General features: G+C 59.2%; 12 protein-coding genes. 10 read left to right on the forward strand and 2 right to left on the reverse strand.

Annotated features, from left to right (window positions below):
* Nucleotides 1-43: 43 nt before the first annotated feature.
* From ACXAH8_RS08815 to ACXAH8_RS08825, 3 genes are all read left to right on the forward strand, one after another.
* Nucleotides 44-655, forward strand: coding sequence for a hypothetical protein (locus tag ACXAH8_RS08815; protein WP_170765480.1), 612 nt, complete (start codon nucleotides 44-46; stop codon nucleotides 653-655).
* Nucleotides 656-715: 60 nt separating this feature from the next.
* Nucleotides 716-1,309, forward strand: a complete 594-nt coding sequence (locus ACXAH8_RS08820) for a YceI family protein (protein ID WP_475217686.1) — start codon at nucleotides 716-718, stop codon at nucleotides 1,307-1,309.
* 83 nt (nucleotides 1,310-1,392) lie between these two features.
* Nucleotides 1,393-2,613: an MFS transporter gene (locus ACXAH8_RS08825; protein WP_475217688.1), complete on the forward strand. Its 1,221-nt coding sequence runs from the start codon at nucleotides 1,393-1,395 to the stop codon at nucleotides 2,611-2,613.
* Between the two features lie 25 nt (nucleotides 2,614-2,638).
* Here ACXAH8_RS08825 and ACXAH8_RS08830 read toward each other — a convergent pair whose 3' ends face one another.
* Nucleotides 2,639-3,373 (reverse strand): OB-fold-containig protein, encoded by a 735-nt coding sequence (locus ACXAH8_RS08830; RefSeq protein ID WP_475217689.1) that lies wholly within the window; start codon nucleotides 3,371-3,373, stop codon nucleotides 2,639-2,641.
* 257 nt (nucleotides 3,374-3,630) lie between these two features.
* Here ACXAH8_RS08830 and metG point away from each other — a divergent pair, with 257 nt between their 5' ends.
* The 3 genes from metG (at nucleotide 3,631) to ACXAH8_RS08845 (ending at nucleotide 9,916) form a co-directional block, all read left to right on the forward strand.
* A complete protein-coding gene (gene metG / locus ACXAH8_RS08835) occupies nucleotides 3,631-5,349 on the forward strand; it encodes a methionine--tRNA ligase (protein WP_475217692.1) in 1,719 nt (572 codons plus the stop codon).
* A gap of 247 nt (nucleotides 5,350-5,596) precedes the next feature.
* The gene (locus ACXAH8_RS08840; protein ID WP_475217694.1) at nucleotides 5,597-6,775 is read left to right on the forward strand and encodes an efflux RND transporter periplasmic adaptor subunit; all 1,179 of its coding nucleotides are present in this window, start codon (nucleotides 5,597-5,599) and stop codon (nucleotides 6,773-6,775) included.
* Nucleotides 6,776-6,778: 3 nt separating this feature from the next.
* Nucleotides 6,779-9,916 carry an efflux RND transporter permease subunit gene (locus ACXAH8_RS08845; protein ID WP_475217696.1) on the forward strand — a complete coding sequence of 1,046 codons (3,138 nt, stop codon included), beginning with the start codon at nucleotides 6,779-6,781 and terminating at the stop codon, nucleotides 9,914-9,916.
* A 36-nt stretch (nucleotides 9,917-9,952) separates the two neighbouring features.
* Here ACXAH8_RS08845 and glpD read toward each other — a convergent pair whose 3' ends face one another.
* Entirely contained in the window at nucleotides 9,953-11,542 is a 1,590-nt protein-coding gene (glpD, locus tag ACXAH8_RS08850; RefSeq protein ID WP_475217699.1) for a glycerol-3-phosphate dehydrogenase, read from the reverse strand.
* A gap of 179 nt (nucleotides 11,543-11,721) precedes the next feature.
* Here glpD and ACXAH8_RS08855 point away from each other — a divergent pair, with 179 nt between their 5' ends.
* The 4 genes from ACXAH8_RS08855 (at nucleotide 11,722) to ACXAH8_RS08870 (ending at nucleotide 15,692) form a co-directional block, all read left to right on the forward strand.
* Nucleotides 11,722-12,486 (forward strand): DeoR/GlpR family DNA-binding transcription regulator, encoded by a 765-nt coding sequence (locus tag ACXAH8_RS08855; RefSeq protein WP_419739760.1) that lies wholly within the window; start codon nucleotides 11,722-11,724, stop codon nucleotides 12,484-12,486.
* Nucleotides 12,487-12,594: 108 nt separating this feature from the next.
* Nucleotides 12,595-12,951 (forward strand): DUF3302 domain-containing protein, encoded by a 357-nt coding sequence (locus ACXAH8_RS08860; RefSeq protein ID WP_170376673.1) that lies wholly within the window; start codon nucleotides 12,595-12,597, stop codon nucleotides 12,949-12,951.
* Between the two features lie 21 nt (nucleotides 12,952-12,972).
* Complete coding sequence (locus ACXAH8_RS08865) at nucleotides 12,973-14,118, forward strand: HlyD family secretion protein (protein WP_170638894.1); 1,146 nt, start codon at nucleotides 12,973-12,975, stop codon at nucleotides 14,116-14,118.
* Between the two features lie 11 nt (nucleotides 14,119-14,129).
* On the forward strand, nucleotides 14,130-15,692 hold the full coding sequence (locus ACXAH8_RS08870; RefSeq protein ID WP_475217701.1) for an efflux transporter outer membrane subunit: 1,563 nt from the start codon (nucleotides 14,130-14,132) through the stop codon (nucleotides 15,690-15,692).
* The last annotated feature ends 76 nt before the right edge of the window (nucleotides 15,693-15,768 follow it).

The following is a 15,768-nucleotide window of genomic DNA, read 5'->3' on the forward strand; positions in this document are numbered from 1 at the left end:
TGTGACGCTTGAGAACAAAATAAGAACATGGTATGAGTTGCTCATGTCTGTTCAGCTTCTTGGTCAAAAGCCCGCGCGCGCCGCGCCGGGGGTTACGCTACAGGATGGGATCACCCTGCAACTGGGGCGCGTACATGAAGGCTGCGGCCCCGCGCGGCGCAGCTTTGCCATGTGGCTGGCCGGTCAGATGCAGGGGCCGGTCCTATGGATTTCCCCTGCGTGGGAGCCCGGCCAGTTGAACCCCGACGGGATGATGCCCTTTGCCGATCCCGCCCGATTCATCTTTGTCCGTCCCACCCGCGCCGAGGACCTGCTGTGGTGCATGGAAGAAGCGCTGCGCAGCGGGGCCATCCCGCTGATCGTCGGGGATCTGCCCGGCGCGCCGGGACTGACGCCCGTGCGCCGGATGCATCTGGCAGCCGAACAGGGCGGCACCATGGGGCGGGCCCCGCTGGGCCTGCTGCTGACGCCCGGTGATGGAGGTGCGCAAGGGATCGAGACCCGCTGGCACATGGCCGCCGCGCATCAGGGCGAGGCCCGCCGCTGGACCCTAACCCGCCGCCGCGCCCGTGCCTTGCCTCCGGTCAGCTGGACGGCCACGCAGATCAAACCGCGCGCCGGGCTGCAGCTTGACCAGATCGCCGCCGTGGACTGAGCGCAGCTGATCACGCATTTTTTTGTTGGTCCAAGGGGCCGCGCGCCCTAGCGTCCGGTCATGAGAGATTTGAACCGACGTGCCATTCTTGCAGGGCTGGCGACCCTACCATTCGCCCAAACGCTGCATGCAGCGCTCAGCCCCTATGCCCTATCGGAAAGCGATACGAAGGTTGGTTTCAGCTTCGATCTGTCCGGCGTCGCGCAAAGCGGTACCATGCCGATCCGGACAGCGGATGTTCAAGTGGATACGACCCGCCTGCAAAACAGCCGGGTGCAGGTGGCATTGGACGTGAGCAAAGCCAAGACCCAACTGCCCTTCGGGCGCGCGCCGATGCTCAGCCCCAGTGTTCTGGACGCCGAAAGCCATCCGACCATCACCTTCGTCTCAACCGGGATCGAGCTTGGGCAGGATGGGCGCATCTCGGATGGGGCCCGTATCACCGGGGACCTAACAGTTCGGGGGGTGACGCGTCCGATCACATTGCAAGCCAGCCTCTACCGTCCGCAGGGCACAGCGGCGGGTGATCTGGATCGCCTGTCGATCAGCTTGAAGGGCGCGCTGAACCGGCACGACTTTGGCGCCTCGGGCTATCCCGATCTGGTGAATGACACCGTCACACTGGACATTCGAGCCGAGATCAGCCGCCTTTGACCAAAGGCGAAAGTTCAAAAACGACTCCTTGACGTCGAATAGCTGCGCGCATTGTCTGAAAGCCTCGCCAAGGTGGACCCATCATGCGCACGATCATTTCCTTTGCCGCCCTATTCCTTTCTGTCATTCTGCTGCAACTGTCGACCGGCGGAGTTGGGCCGCTTGATGCCATTTCCGGCATCACGCTGAATTTCACGACCGAACAAATCGGTCTGTTGGGCTCGGCGCATTTCATCGGTTTCTTTGTCGGCTGCTGGTGGGCTCCGCGTCTGATGGGCAGCGTCGGGCATTCCCGCGCCTTTGCCGTCTGCACCGCACTGGGCGCGATGGGCCTGATTGGCCATACACTGACCGAAAATCCCTATGTCTGGGCGTTCCTGAGGATCGCGTCTGGCACCTGTGTCGCCGGGTGTTACACGGTGATCGAGGCCTGGCTGAACGCAAAAGTCACAAATGAGACCCGTGGACGCGCCATGGGCACCTATCGCATCGCTGATATGGGTGCATCGCTGTGCGCGCAGTTGATAATCGCAGTGTTGCCGCCCGCCTCTTACGTCTCGTACAATCTGCTGGCGATCCTGTGCTGTGCCTCCCTGCTGCCGCTGACCCTGACACGCGCCAGCCAGCCTGCAACCCCAGACGCGCCGCGCCTACGCCCCAAACTAGCCTGGCGCAGCTCTCCTCTGGCGGTTGCCGGAGTGATCGTTGCGGCGCTTAGCTCTGCCTCATTCCGCATGGTCGGCCCCGTCTACGGGCAAGAAGTCGGGCTGGGCATAGATCAGATCGCCTTCTTTCTCGCCTCGTTTGTTCTGGGTGGCGCGATGGCGCAATATCCGATGGGATGGCTTGCAGATAAATACGACAGGCGCTGGGTATTGATCTGGTTATCTGCCGCTGCGGTGTTGAGTTGTGGAATAACCATGATGGCCAGCAACACAGGGACGCTCGGGGTGATGCTGGCGGCATGGTTGTTCGGGTTCACCACCTTCCCGATCTTTTCGGTCTCCTCGGCTCATGCCAACGACTTTGCCACCACTGAACAACGGGTCGAGCTGTCTGCAGCCCTGATGTTCTGGTACGCGCTGGGCGCGATTGCCTCGCCCTACGTCTCATCCACGCTGATAGAGAAATTCGGCCCGGGTGCGCTGTTTGCCTTTGTCGCTGTTGGTCATTTGGGTCTGATCGCCTTCGGTCTGGCCCGGATGCGTTCTCGCCCCACCCCAGAGGAGCGAACGAACTATGTCTATGCCCCCAGAACATCCTTCACGATTGGGCGTTTGTTGAAACGCTCGCGCGAGGAATAGAGGCAGCGACGAGACACCCTTGGTGCTATGGTTCTACGGATTGGAGATCTGTTCTATCGGACAGTCCGACCAGCACGAAACGGTCAAGGAATCTGTCCCGCAGAACAAGAACGTCCGTGCCTTGCTCAAGCGTGTCCCGGTCCTGCAACGGCTCTGCCTTCACGTAATGCGCATTGCCGAACCGATCCATGACACGCACCTCAGCCGGTCGTCCGCGCGACGCAGAGCCTTGGGTCACTACCCCCCTGCGCCGTGCCAGCTCCCGTTCAGGCATTCCGTACGTTTTGGTTTTTGTCAACAAACGAGTAAAAACCGGGCCGAAACCGCGCGCAAACCAAAGGCTAAAAATACCCGCCGGGATGGTGGCCAACCCAACAGGCCAATCAGAGTCCAACAGATCCTCGACGATCAGTTGAACGCCAATCCCAGAGATCGCAAAACCGGCCAACAAGACCACCAGCCAGATCATGACCGGCACATCGCCAATCCCCAACCGCGTCAGAGTTCCTGTTGCAGAGGCCGCCGGAGCCTCGGCCTCAATCTCGGCCAGTTCCAACGCACTCAGATCAATGCCAGCTTCGATATCGAGATCGAAATCCGCAACACTCAGACCGGGGGCCTTTAGTTCGACCAGACCTTCGCTTGCCAGAAGACTTCCACCAAAAAGCGCGGCGATGACCTCGCCCCCCAACAGGCCAAACAGCAGCGCAAGCGCCATAGTAAAGGGCGTGAATGCGCTTTGGAGAAGAAAATCGAACATAAACAAATACCATGAAATCGAAGTTCTTTCGCCTGAAAAGGGCGCAGAACGTCGTGCAACAATAAATCAAAAGGCCGAAATTAAATTGGCCACCAAAAGGGTATCGCGCGCCCTTGCCCGAATACAATCGACAATTTGGTCGTGGGGCCTTTTTTCACCGCAACCATGGTTTTCGTGCCATCCATGACAAACCCGGTCTTTTGCTGACCGGTTACATAAGGTAGACGGGCGCGCAGACAGTTACGTGGACACGCAAAATGGCTCGGATTCTCATCACTTCGGCGATCCCCTACATCAACGGGATCAAGCACCTCGGCAACCTGATCGGCTCGCAATTGCCTGCCGACCTGTACGCACGTTACCAGCGTGGCCGGGGGAACGAGGTCATGTTCCTCTGCGCCACCGACGAACACGGCACCCCGGCCGAGCTGGCCGCGGCCAAGGCGGGCAAGCCCGTCGCGGAGTACTGCGCGGACATGTATGCGGTGCAGGCCGATATCGCCAAACGATTTGGCCTGAGCTTCGATCACTTTGGTCGTTCGTCCAGCGAACAGAACCGCCACCTGACGCAGCACTTCGCTGGCAAGTTGGATGAGGCCGATCTGATCCGTGAGGTCAGTGAAAAGCAGGTCTACTCGAACGCCGATGGCCGGTTCCTGCCGGATCGTTATATTGAGGGCACCTGCCCCAATTGCGGCTACGACCGCGCGCGTGGCGACCAGTGCGAGAACTGCACCAAGCAGCTGGACCCGACCGATCTGATCGAGCCTCGCAGCGCGATCAGCGGCTCGACTGATCTTGAGGTGCGCGAGACCAAGCACCTGTATCTGCGCCAATCGGCGATGAAGGATCAGCTGGATGCCTGGATCGACAGCAAGACCGATTGGCCGATCCTGACCACATCCATTGCCAAGAAATGGCTGCATGACGGAGACGGCCTGCAGGATCGCGGCATCACCCGCGATCTGGACTGGGGTGTTCCAGTCAAGAAAGGCGATCAGGACTGGCCCGGTATGGAGGGCAAAGTCTTCTATGTCTGGTTCGATGCACCAATCGAATACATCGCATGCGCCAAGGAATGGGCCGACGCGAATGGCAAGACGGATGCGGATTGGGAACGCTGGTGGCGCACCGACAAAGGTGCGGACGACGTGCGTTACGTGCAGTTCATGGGCAAGGACAACGTGCCCTTCCACACGCTCAGCTTCCCGGCCACCATTCTGGGTTCAGGCGAGCCGTGGAAGATGGTCGACCACCTGAAATCCTTCAACTATCTGAACTATGACGGTGGTCAGTTCTCGACCTCTCAGGGCCGAGGCGTTTTCATGGATCAGGCGCTGGCCATTCTGCCCGCCGACTACTGGCGCTGGTGGCTGCTGAGCCATGCGCCGGAAAGCAGCGACAGTGAGTTCACCTGGGAGAATTTCCAGCAATCGGTGAACAAAGACCTTGCCGACGTACTGGGCAACTTCGTCAGCCGGATCACCAAGTTCTGCCGCTCGAAATTCGGCGAAGCTGTGCCGGAAGGCGGTACATTTGGCGCGCGCGAACAAGAGCTTATCGCGGACATCACCCGCCGCGTCCGCGCATACGAAGGCCACATGGAGGCCATGGAAGTCCGCAAATCCGCGCAAGAGCTTCGGGCGATCTGGGTGGCCGGTAACGAATATCTGCAATCCGCAGCCCCGTGGTCGACCTTTAAGGAAGACCCCGAACAGGCGGCAGCGCAAGTTCGCCTTGGCCTCAACCTGATCCGCCTCTACGCGGTTCTGAGCGCGCCCTTTATTCCCGACGCTTCAGCCAAGATGCTGAGTGCAATGAATACGCTGGATACAAGCTGGCCCGAAGATGTCGAGGCTGCGCTGAACGCCCTGCCCGCAGGTCATGCGTTCTCGGTACCTGATGTCCTGTTCGCCAAGATCGCCGACGAGGACCGTGAAGAGTGGCAGGAGAAATTTGCGGGTACGCGCGACTGACACCCGCTGCATGAAGTTCTGAAACGGGGGCCTATACGGCCCCCTTTCTTTTGGGCCCTTCAAACAGCACGCACCCCGTAAACCGGCCTGGTTGCACGGGATTTTCGCTACCTGCCAACCACTCCGCCCCTTCAATCACCTTGAGATATGTTTGCAAAACGGCCATCCTGCCTTCAAGTTCTGCCGACTCGTCGCTTTTTAAGGCTGCGTATAGGCTCAGTTTTTTGAAATGTATGAGGCTTTTGACATGTCCGTCGCTCTGAAGCAGCCCCGCAACCGGTCTCGTGGTGCTGTCACCGCACTTTGCCGCCCTCTGGTCATTTTGTCATGCATCGGTTTTGGTTATACGGCACTTGCGCAGGATGAAAGTGAAGCACCCGCCGCAAAAGTGTCGATCGCCGCAGCCTACACCGAAGAGATCACCGATGAGGCAAGCTTTATCGGTCGTGCAGAAGCCATCAACAAGGTCGACATCGTCGCGCGCGTCAGCGGATTTCTTGATAGTCAGGAGGTCGAAGATGGCGCCCTGGTGACCGAGGGCGATCTGCTGTTCAAGATCGAACCAGACCTCTATCAAGCAACGCTTGAGGCGCGGAAAGCAGATCTTGACCGCGCCGAAGCCAATTTGGAGCTGGCCAAGGTCGATCTGGCGCGGAAAGAGGAACTCTTCCGGCGCGATGCTACGCCAGAGTCGGAACGCGACATCGCACGCGCCAATGAACTTGTCGCTGAGGCCGAGGTCAAAGCCGCAAACGCCGCCATTCAACAGGCGGAGCTGGACCTGAGCTATACCGAGATCCACGCGCCCTTTACCGGTCGCCTCGGTCGGGTCACCACGAGCGTAGGCGACGTGGTTGGCCCCACGAACCCACCGCTAGTCAACTTGGTCAGCGAAGCGCCGATATATGTTAACTTTTCCTTGAATGAGAAACAGTTTACCTCGGTTCTTCAACAGGTTGGTGAAAGTGCTGCCTCTTTGGCGGAAAGCAACAAAAGCCCCAATGTGCATGTCATTCTGCCGAACGGAACCGAGCTGGATGAAACCGGTGAGATCGTCTTTGTCGACAACCGCATCGACCCTCTGACCGGCGCTATCACGGTGCGGGCCGAGTTTGACAACGCAGATCGCCTGATCATCGACGGCGCGTTTGTGAATGTGCAGATCGAGGCGCTGGAGCCGACCCTGCAGGTTCTGATCCCTCAGGCCGCGTTGCAGCGTGACCAGCGCGGCGAGTTCGTACTGGTCGTCAATGACCAACAGATGGTCGAGCAGCGCTATATCACGACCGGCGACTCCGTAGGCACGGCCATAATCGTCTCGGAAGGTCTGCGCGAAGGTGAAAGCGTGATTGTCGAGGGCCTGCAACGCGTGCGCCCCGGCGTGGCGGTGGACGCGGTTGTCGCGTCCGAGCAGCCGGGAGAATAAGGCATGTTCTCAGCCCTGTTCATCAGCCGGCCCAAGCTGGCGCTTGTCATTTCTCTCGTCCTGACGATCATGGGCAGTATCGGTTATATGGTTCTGCCGGTCGCCCAGTTCCCGGACATCACACCTCCGGTTGTCAGCGTCTCGACCACCTATACCGGCGCCAATGCCGAGACCGTGGAAAACACCGTCGCCGCGCCCATCGAGGCGCAGGTCAATGGTGTGGACGACATGATCTACATGACGTCGACCTCTTCCGACAACGGCTCCTATTCGTTGAACGTTACCTTTGAGGTCGGCACCGACCCGGATATCGCCTCGGTCAACGTGCAGAACCGCGTTGCCCAGGCCATGTCATCACTTCCGTCCGAGGTGACCTCATCCGGCGTGGTGACGCAGAAGGCATCGACCAACATGCTGTTGCTGGTCACTCTGACCTCGCCCAATGGCACTTATGACAGCGTGTTTCTGTCCAACTATGCCTCGATCAACCTGAAAGACGCTCTGGCGCGGGTTCAAGGTGTGGGTAAAGCGGATGTTCTGACCAATCTGGAATACGCCATGCGGATCTGGATGGATCCCGACCAGATGGCTGCTCTGTCGATCACGCCCGGCGATGTGATCAATGCCATTCGCGAACAGAATATCGAAGTCTCCGCAGGCTCCATCGGTGCCCCTCCGGTGCCCGAGGGACAGACTTTTCAATACACGATCAAAACCAAAGGGCGCCTGACATCGGCAGAAGAATTTGGTGACATCGTAATTCGAACGGGTGACGCCGGTTCCATTGTGCGCGTACGTGACATTGGACGCGTTGAATTGGGTGCCGAATACTATGCGGCGTCAGGCTATTTCGATGCGGTGCCTGCGACCGTGATCGGCATTTACCAGGCTCCCGGCGCTAACGCGCTTGCTGTATCCGAGCGGGTGCAGGCCGAGCTTGACCGCCTGTCCCGGTCTTTCCCCACAGACGTGGAATACAGTGTCCCCTTCAACACCACAGACTTCGTTGAAGCCTCGCTGAACGATGTGGTCTCGACGCTGATCCTGACCTTCATTCTAGTAATCTCGGTCGTATTCGTGTTCCTGGGGAGTTGGCGCGCAACCATCATTCCGGCGGTGGCGATCCCGGTCTCATTGATCGGGACATTCGCCTTTCTACTGGCCTTCGGAATGTCGCTCAACACGATCTCGCTGTTCGCTTTGGTTCTGGCCATCGGGATCGTGGTGGATGACGCCATCGTGGTCGTCGAAAACGTCGAGCGGATCATCGCGGATGAAGGGCTGCCCCCCGCCGAAGCGACCCGTAAGGCGATGGGCCAGATCACCGGCCCCGTTATCGCAACAACGTTGGTTCTGCTGGCCGTATTCGTGCCGGTGACCTTCATGCCTGGCATCTCAGGCAGGCTCTATTCGCAGTTTGCCGTGACGATTTCAACGGCGGTTGTGATCTCGTCCATCAACGCTCTGACCCTATCGCCTGCCCTGTGTGGCTTGGTTCTACGCGCACGCTCCGGCCCGCCCAAAGGGTTGCTGGCGCTGTTCGAAGGGCTGATCGGGACCGTCCGAAACGGCTACGTCGCCATTGTGCGTAAACTGCTGATCCTGCCGATTGTCGCGCTGGGTGTGATTGTCGCCTTGGGGATGGGAACCGGGACGATCATGTCCAACACCTCCAGCGGATTTATCCCGCTTGAGGACAATGGCTATCTGTTCGTCGACATCCAGCTGCCCGATGCGGCAACTTTGGAACGGACCGAGACGATCTCGGCCCGCGTGGACGACCAAATTCGCGAAATCCCAGGCGTTGCCAGCACCGTTCTGATCAACGGCTTCTCGCTGCTGAACGGCACCACGACCAACGGCGCGGCGATTTTCGTCAACCTCGAAAACTGGGCCGACCGGCAGGAAGAAGACCTGAGTGCTGACGCCATCCTCGCCAAGGTGCTCGCGATTGCGAACGGGGAATCCGCGGCTTCGATCGTGGCCTTCAACCCGCCGCCCATTCAGGGCTTGGGTATGTCGGCCGGTGTTGAGATGGAGGTGCAGCAGACCGGTGGCGGCACACCTCAGGATCTGGCTTCGGCTGTTGGCTCGTTCGTTTACGCGGCGAACCAACGGCCCGAGATCGGCCAGTCCTACACAACCTTCCGCGCCAACGTTCCGCAGCTTTTTGTTGATCTGGATCGTGAAAAGGCCAAGACCCTGCAGGTCTCGGTCGCCGAGATTTTCCAGACGATGCAGGCGCAGCTGGGGTCCTACTACGTGAACGACTTCAACCTGTTCGGTCGTGTCTACCGCGTGATGATTCAGGCAGATGGCACCTATCGCGACAATGTCGAGGATATCTCGAACCTCTATGTCCGCTCGCAACAGGGTGAGATGGTTCCACTGGGCACGTTGATTGACGTTGAAAACGTGTTGGGGCCGGTCTTGCTGAAGCGACACAACCTGTTCAGGTCGGCCACAGTGACGGCGGTTCCCGCTCCAGGCCTGTCGACGGGCGACGCGATCAATGTGATGACCGAGGAATCCGCAACCGCCCTGCCCCCCGGCTATGCCTTCGAATGGACCGGGACAGCCCAGCAGCAGCTGGCCTCGGGCGGGCTGGTCATCGTGATCCTTGGGCTGGCGATCCTGTTTGGCTACCTGTTCCTGGTGGGCCAATATGAAAGCTGGACCTTGCCGGTGTCGATCCTGCTGTCGGTGATTGTCGCCCTGTTCGGGGCGGTCGCGGCCGTGGCGATCGTGGGCAGTGACATCAACCTCTATACGCAGATCGGGATGATCATGTTGGTGGGGCTTGCCTCAAAGAACGGCATTCTGATCGTCGAGTTCGCGATGGAGCAACGCGCCAAAGGCCTGTCGATCAAGGACGCCGCAGCCGAGGCCGCCTATCAGCGTTTCCGAGCTGTGATGATGACAGCGCTGTCCTTCCTATTGGGGGTTGTCCCACTATTGGCCGCCAATGGCGCGGGGGCGGCAAGCCAGAAGGCCATCGGTGTCGCCGTGTTCGGCGGCATGCTGGCCGCCACGCTGGTCGGCGTGATCCTTGTGCCAGTCCTCTACGCCCTGATGCAGGGGCTGCGGGAATGGATCAAGGGTAGCAAGAATGGTCCCGGCCCGAGCGAGGAAACCGCCTAAGATAAAGCCCCGCCAAATCGGCGGGGCTTTTTGTTTTCAAGCTGCGTCGTCCTTTTTCAACCGCTCTGACATCCACTGGTCAATGCGCGCGATCTGGGCGGCACTCAACCGCAGTCCCAGTTTGTTGCGACGCCAGACCACGTCCTCGGCGCTGCGGGCGTATTCCTTGTCCATCAGCCATTCGAGTTCTCGCGCGGTGAGGGTTGCACCGAAGTCTTCACCCAAATCAGCGAGGTCTTTTGCCTCCCCCAACACGGCACGCGCCTCTGTCCCGTATGCGCGGATCAAACGGGCCGCCCATTTCTCAGTGAGGAACGGATAGCCCTGGGTCAACGCCTGCTTGAGGTCCTGCACGCCGTCGACAGGAAAGTCTCCACCGGGCAAAGCCACGCCTGCTGTCCAGGGTCCCGGCAGGTTCGGGAAATGCTCGGCGACTTTTTCAAGCGCGCTTTCCGCCAGACGGCGGTAGGTCGTGATCTTGCCTCCGAACACGTTCAAAACAGGCGCCCCGCCCTGCGCATCGACCTTCAAGGTATAGTCCCGCGTCGCCGCCGTCGCGCTGCTGGCCCCATCATCATAGAGCGGCCGTACGCCGGAATAGGTCCAGACGATATCGTCTTGCGTCACCGGTTTCTTGAAATACTTGGTTGCGAACTCGCATAGGTATTTCTGCTCGGCCTCGGTGCAGACCGGAGGGTCCGAGGGATCAGAATGGTCCTGATCCGTCGTACCGATCAGGGTAAAATCCTGCTCATAGGGAATTGCGAAAATGATGCGGCCATCTTCGCCTTGGAAGAAGTAACACTTGTCGTGATCGTAGAGCTTCTTTGTCACGATATGACTGCCGCGCACCAGACGAACCCCCTCGCGCGAGTTCACCCGGATCTTGGTCTGGATGATGTCCCCCACCCACGGACCGCCTGCATTGATCAGCATTCTCGCACGGACCACTTGGCTTTCCCCGGTCGCCCGGTCGCGGATGGTGACATGCCACAACTCGTCGACGCGTTCAGCCGAGACAACTTCGGTCCGCACCATGATCCGCGCACCACGGGATTCGGCGTCACGCGCGTTGAGAACCACCAGCCGCGCATCTTCGATCCAGCAGTCCGAGTATTCATAGGCTGTTTCGAACTTGCCCTGCAAAGGACCACCTTCCGCAGCGCTGCGCAGATCCAGCGATTGCGTTCCCGGCAAAATTTTGCGCCCCCCAAGGTTGTCGTACATGAACAGACCCAGACGGATCAGCCACGCCGGACGACGCCCGCGCATCCAGGGCATGACGGTGCTGAGCAGCTTCGATGTCGGCGTCTCGGAATCAAAGCGCATGTCCTTGTGATAGGGCAGCACAAAGCGCATCGGCCAACTGATATGAGGCATTGCGCGCAGCAACGTCTCACGCTCGATCAGTGCCTCGCGCACCAGCCGGATCTCAAAATACTCCAGATAGCGCAGCCCGCCATGAAACAGTTTGGTCGAGGCTGACGACGTCGCCGAAGCAAGATCATTCATCTCGGCCAAGGTAACAGACAGCCCCCGTCCCGCCGCATCCCGCGCGATGCCGCATCCGTTGATCCCGCCGCCGATGATGAACAGGTCGCTGATCTGATCGTCCGTCGCTTGCATGGCTTGTGATTCCCTATCCAATCTGGTTGCGCGCATTAATCAGCACTGCATTCGTATAATCAATGTTTATGTTCGTTTATTTTCGCTTTGCAACACAACTATGAATATTCTGCATATCAGCTTGCTTATTTTGGTCAAAAGAAGAAAAACGAAAACACATCATCTGAATGGGTCCAAACATGTCGCTCTCTTTCCGCCAATCCGACATTCTTGAGATCGCCAGCACCGAGGGCCGCGTTACTGTTGACGGTTTGGCCGAGCGGTTTGGCGTGACGGTCCAGACAATCCGCCGGGACCTGTCCGAGCTGGCCGATGCCGGGAAGCTGGACCGCGTACATGGCGGGGCTGTCTTGCGCTCCGGCGTCTCCAACATCGGGTATGAGGATCGCCGCACCCTGAATGCAGACGCCAAGACCCGAATGGCGAAGGCATGTGCCAATGACATTCCGGACGGAGCGTCGGTCTTCATGAATATCGGCACCTCGACCGAGGCCGTGGCGCGGCAGATGCTGAACCACAAGGACCTGATGGTGGTTACGAACAATACGAACGTCGCCAATATTCTCGTCGAAAACCCCGATTGCGAGATTGTGTTGGCGGGTGGTGTCCTTCGTCGCTCGGACGGAGGGCTGGTGGGCAACCTTACTGTCTCAACGATCCTTCAGTTCAAGTTCGACTATGCGGTGATCGGATGCTCGGCGCTGGACCCCGAAGGTGATCTGCTGGATTTCGACTTTCAGGAAGTCCAAGTCAGCCAGACGATCATCGCGCAGGCCCGGCGCACGCTGCTGGTGGCCGATCACTCAAAATTCCAGCGGCTTGCCCCTGCCCGCATCACCTCGCTGGCCGAGATTGATGGCTTCTACACCGATGAGCCGCTTACGCTCGACCTCTCGGCAAAATGTGCAGAATGGGGCACGGGTCTGATCGTCTGTCCTGACTGATCCGCACTGCCTCGGGTTCGGAAACGCTAGGTCCCATCACAAAGTCATTGACGAGACAGGGGCCTACGTCTGAGGATGAGACAACCTTCCCGACAGGAGGCATCGAGCATGGGACTTTTGGGGCAGCCGCTAGGCTACTACGACTATCTGACATTCGTGGCACTGATCCTGCTTCTGGCAGCGGTTATGGCGTTGTTTCTCTTCCTTATGGGGCTGCCTGGACGGATCGCGATCAAGCGCAATCATCCACATGCCGAAGCCGTCAAGATCATGGGATGGATGGGTTTTTTGGCCGTTGTCCCGTGGGTTCATGCCTTCATGTGGGCGTTCCATGACGGCGTGACGGTCGACATGCGTCGCGGTCCGGACGAGGAGAAAGACGCAATCCGCAAGGATATCGAACGCCTTGGCGGTACGGTCAAAGAAGAATACCAGGCTGCGCCTGACGAGACGCAGAAAAGCTAAGGCCAAAGGAAACACTCAGACATGTTCGTCGCCCTCGGCATTACGCTGTTTTACATCATTTTCGTCTGGTTCATCTTCTTCAAGATGGAGTGGCTCAAGTTCAACATCGCCTGGGGAATTGTGTCATTCTGGGTCGGTGCGCATTTGCTGCTGATCTTCCTCGTCGCGCTGCGCTTCTTTCAGCCCTTCTCGGTCGACAGCCATGTCGTGCGATCTACGATTCAGATCGTGCCAAAACTGACCCAGCCGACGATTCTCACCGAGGTTCTGGTCGAGCCGAACACGCAAATCACCAAAGGTGACCCGCTCTATCGCTTTGACGATACCGTGTTTTCGCTCGCCGTCGACAATGCCAAGGCACAACTGGTTGCCGCCGAGCAGAACGCCAAAATTCTGGAACAGGATGTCATTGCCAAAACCGAAGCCGTCGAGCGCGCCAATGCGCAACTGGCCTACGCGTTGACCGAACAGGCGCGGTACGAAAATCTGGTGCCCGCAGGCGGTGCTCGTCAGGATGAGCTGGATCGCTGGAACGAACAGGTATCCGAGGACACCGCCTCGGTCAAACAGGCCGAAGCCAATCTTGAGAAGGCAAATCTGGCACTGGCCTCGCAGATCGATGGCGTAAACACGGGCATCCTGCAAGCACAGGCGCAGCTGTCCGAGGCCCAGTACTTTCTGGATAACACCACGATCTACGCGCCGGAAAACGGCATGATCGTCTCGCAACAGGCCCGTCCGGGTTTGGTGGTGGGTGACATTCGTCTGGGTGCGATTGCCAGTTTCGTCACCGAAGACAGCCCCTATCTTTTGGCCACCTTCCGCCAGCAGAACCTGAAATTTGTTGAAGTAGGCCAAGAGGTTGAAGTCGCCTTGGACCTCTATCCCGGTGAAATCCTAACCGGCAAGGTCGAGGCGATCTGGTGGGCCACCCGTCAGGGTCAGTACCTGCCCTCAGGCCGCCTGCCCGGTTTTGAGCTGCCCAAGCTACCCGGTCGAATTGCTGTACAGATCACCGTCGATCTGCCGGAAGAGCACATCCTGCCCGCTGGCGGTCATGCCGCCGTGGCGATCTACACCGGTCAGGGCAAAAGCTTCGAGTTTCTGCGGCGCATCAACATCCGCCTGTATTCCTTCGCCAATTTCATTCGACCGCTAGACATTTGAGGACGCGCATCATGACACGGGCCACCCCCTTTCGACACTTGATGGGAACAGCCCTCTGCGCCGCGTTTCTGGTAGCCTGCGCGCCAGTTGGTCCTGATTTCGTACGCCCGAACTCTCCGGTCGTGAAACAATGGATCGAGGTGAACAGCCCTAGCACCGGGCAAAGCGGCCTGACCTCGCGCAGCGCGCCGGTCGTGAAGTGGTGGGAGACGTTCAATGACCCCACCCTCAACAGACTAATCGCCGAGGCCTACGCCCAGAACCTGTCACTACAGGTCGCTGGCGCGCGGGTCCTGCAGGCGCGGGCACAGTTGGGCATCGCCTTTGGCGAGTTGTATCCGCAATCGCAGGTCCTCGGGGCCTCAACAGAGCGGCGACAGATCAGCGATAATCTCGGGCCCATCGCTGACATCAACCGGATCATTCCCTTGGATACCGAATTCTCGACCTCTCAGGCCGGGTTTGATGCGCAGTGGGAGTTGGATGTCTGGGGCGCGCAGCGTCGCGGTGTTCAGGCGGCGCGGTCGAACTTGGCGTTGCAGGTGGCGAACTATGATGACGCGCTGGTGACGCTGACGGGTGATGTCGCAGCGCTCTACGTCAACATCCGCGCCTTGCAGGAGTCGCTGGGCGTCGCGCGTGAGAACATCAAACTACAACAGGAGTCGGCAGACCTGACCCAGTTGCGGTTCAACAACGGCATCACTACCGAGTTGGACGTACAGGAATCCACCGCTCTGCTGAACAACACCAAGGCCCTGGTGCCCGAGCTTGAGAGCGATCTCCAGCAAACCAAGAACGCTCTGGCCGTATTGCTGGGGACCACCCCGTCGCGCATGTCCAGCCTTCTAGGCAATTCCGGTCGCATCCCCTCGGCCCGTTCCAACGTCGCGGTTGGCGTCCCGGCTGAGTTGTTGCGCCGTCGACCGGACGTGAGAGCCGCCGAATTGGCCGCAGCCACGCAATCGGCCGAGGTTGGCATTGCCATGGCGGATCTCTATCCGCAGTTCATTCTGTCCGGCTCGGTTGGGTTGCAGGCCTCGGGCGGGCGGAACCTGTTCAGCTCGAACAGCACTACGGGCCTCGCCAGCGCTGGAGTCGTTTGGAACGTACTGAACTATGGCCGCATCAAGAACAACGTCCGGGCGCAGGATGCCGCCTATCAGGCGCTGATCGCCAACTACCAAAACACCGTTCTGACCGCTTATTCCGAGGTCGAAAGCGCTATGGTCGCCTATGCACAGGCGCGCAAGCAGGTCGGGTTCTATCAGCAGAGCGTCGATGCCTCGCGTAAGGCTGCGGAGATTGCCGTCAATCAATACACCGACGGGATCGCCGACTACTCCCGCGTCCTGAACACTCAGACCGCCCTGCTGCAGTCTCAGGCCAATCTGATCGAAGCACGGCAGCAGGTCTCCAGCAATCTGGTCGCCGTCTACAAAGGTCTTGGCGGCGGCTGGCAGATTCGCGAGAACAGAGAGTTCCTGCCAGATACCGTTCTGGCCGAGATGGCTTATCGCACCGATTGGGGCGACCTGCTGCAGGAAACGCCAACCCGCGCCAGCCTGAACTAGAGCGTTTCTGGTTTCACTTAAATCAATGGGCGACGCCAATGTCCCGAGAATGCCGGAGGCATGGCAGGGTATTGGC

This window comes from Ruegeria sp. ABV3_008 (genome assembly GCF_056161185.1).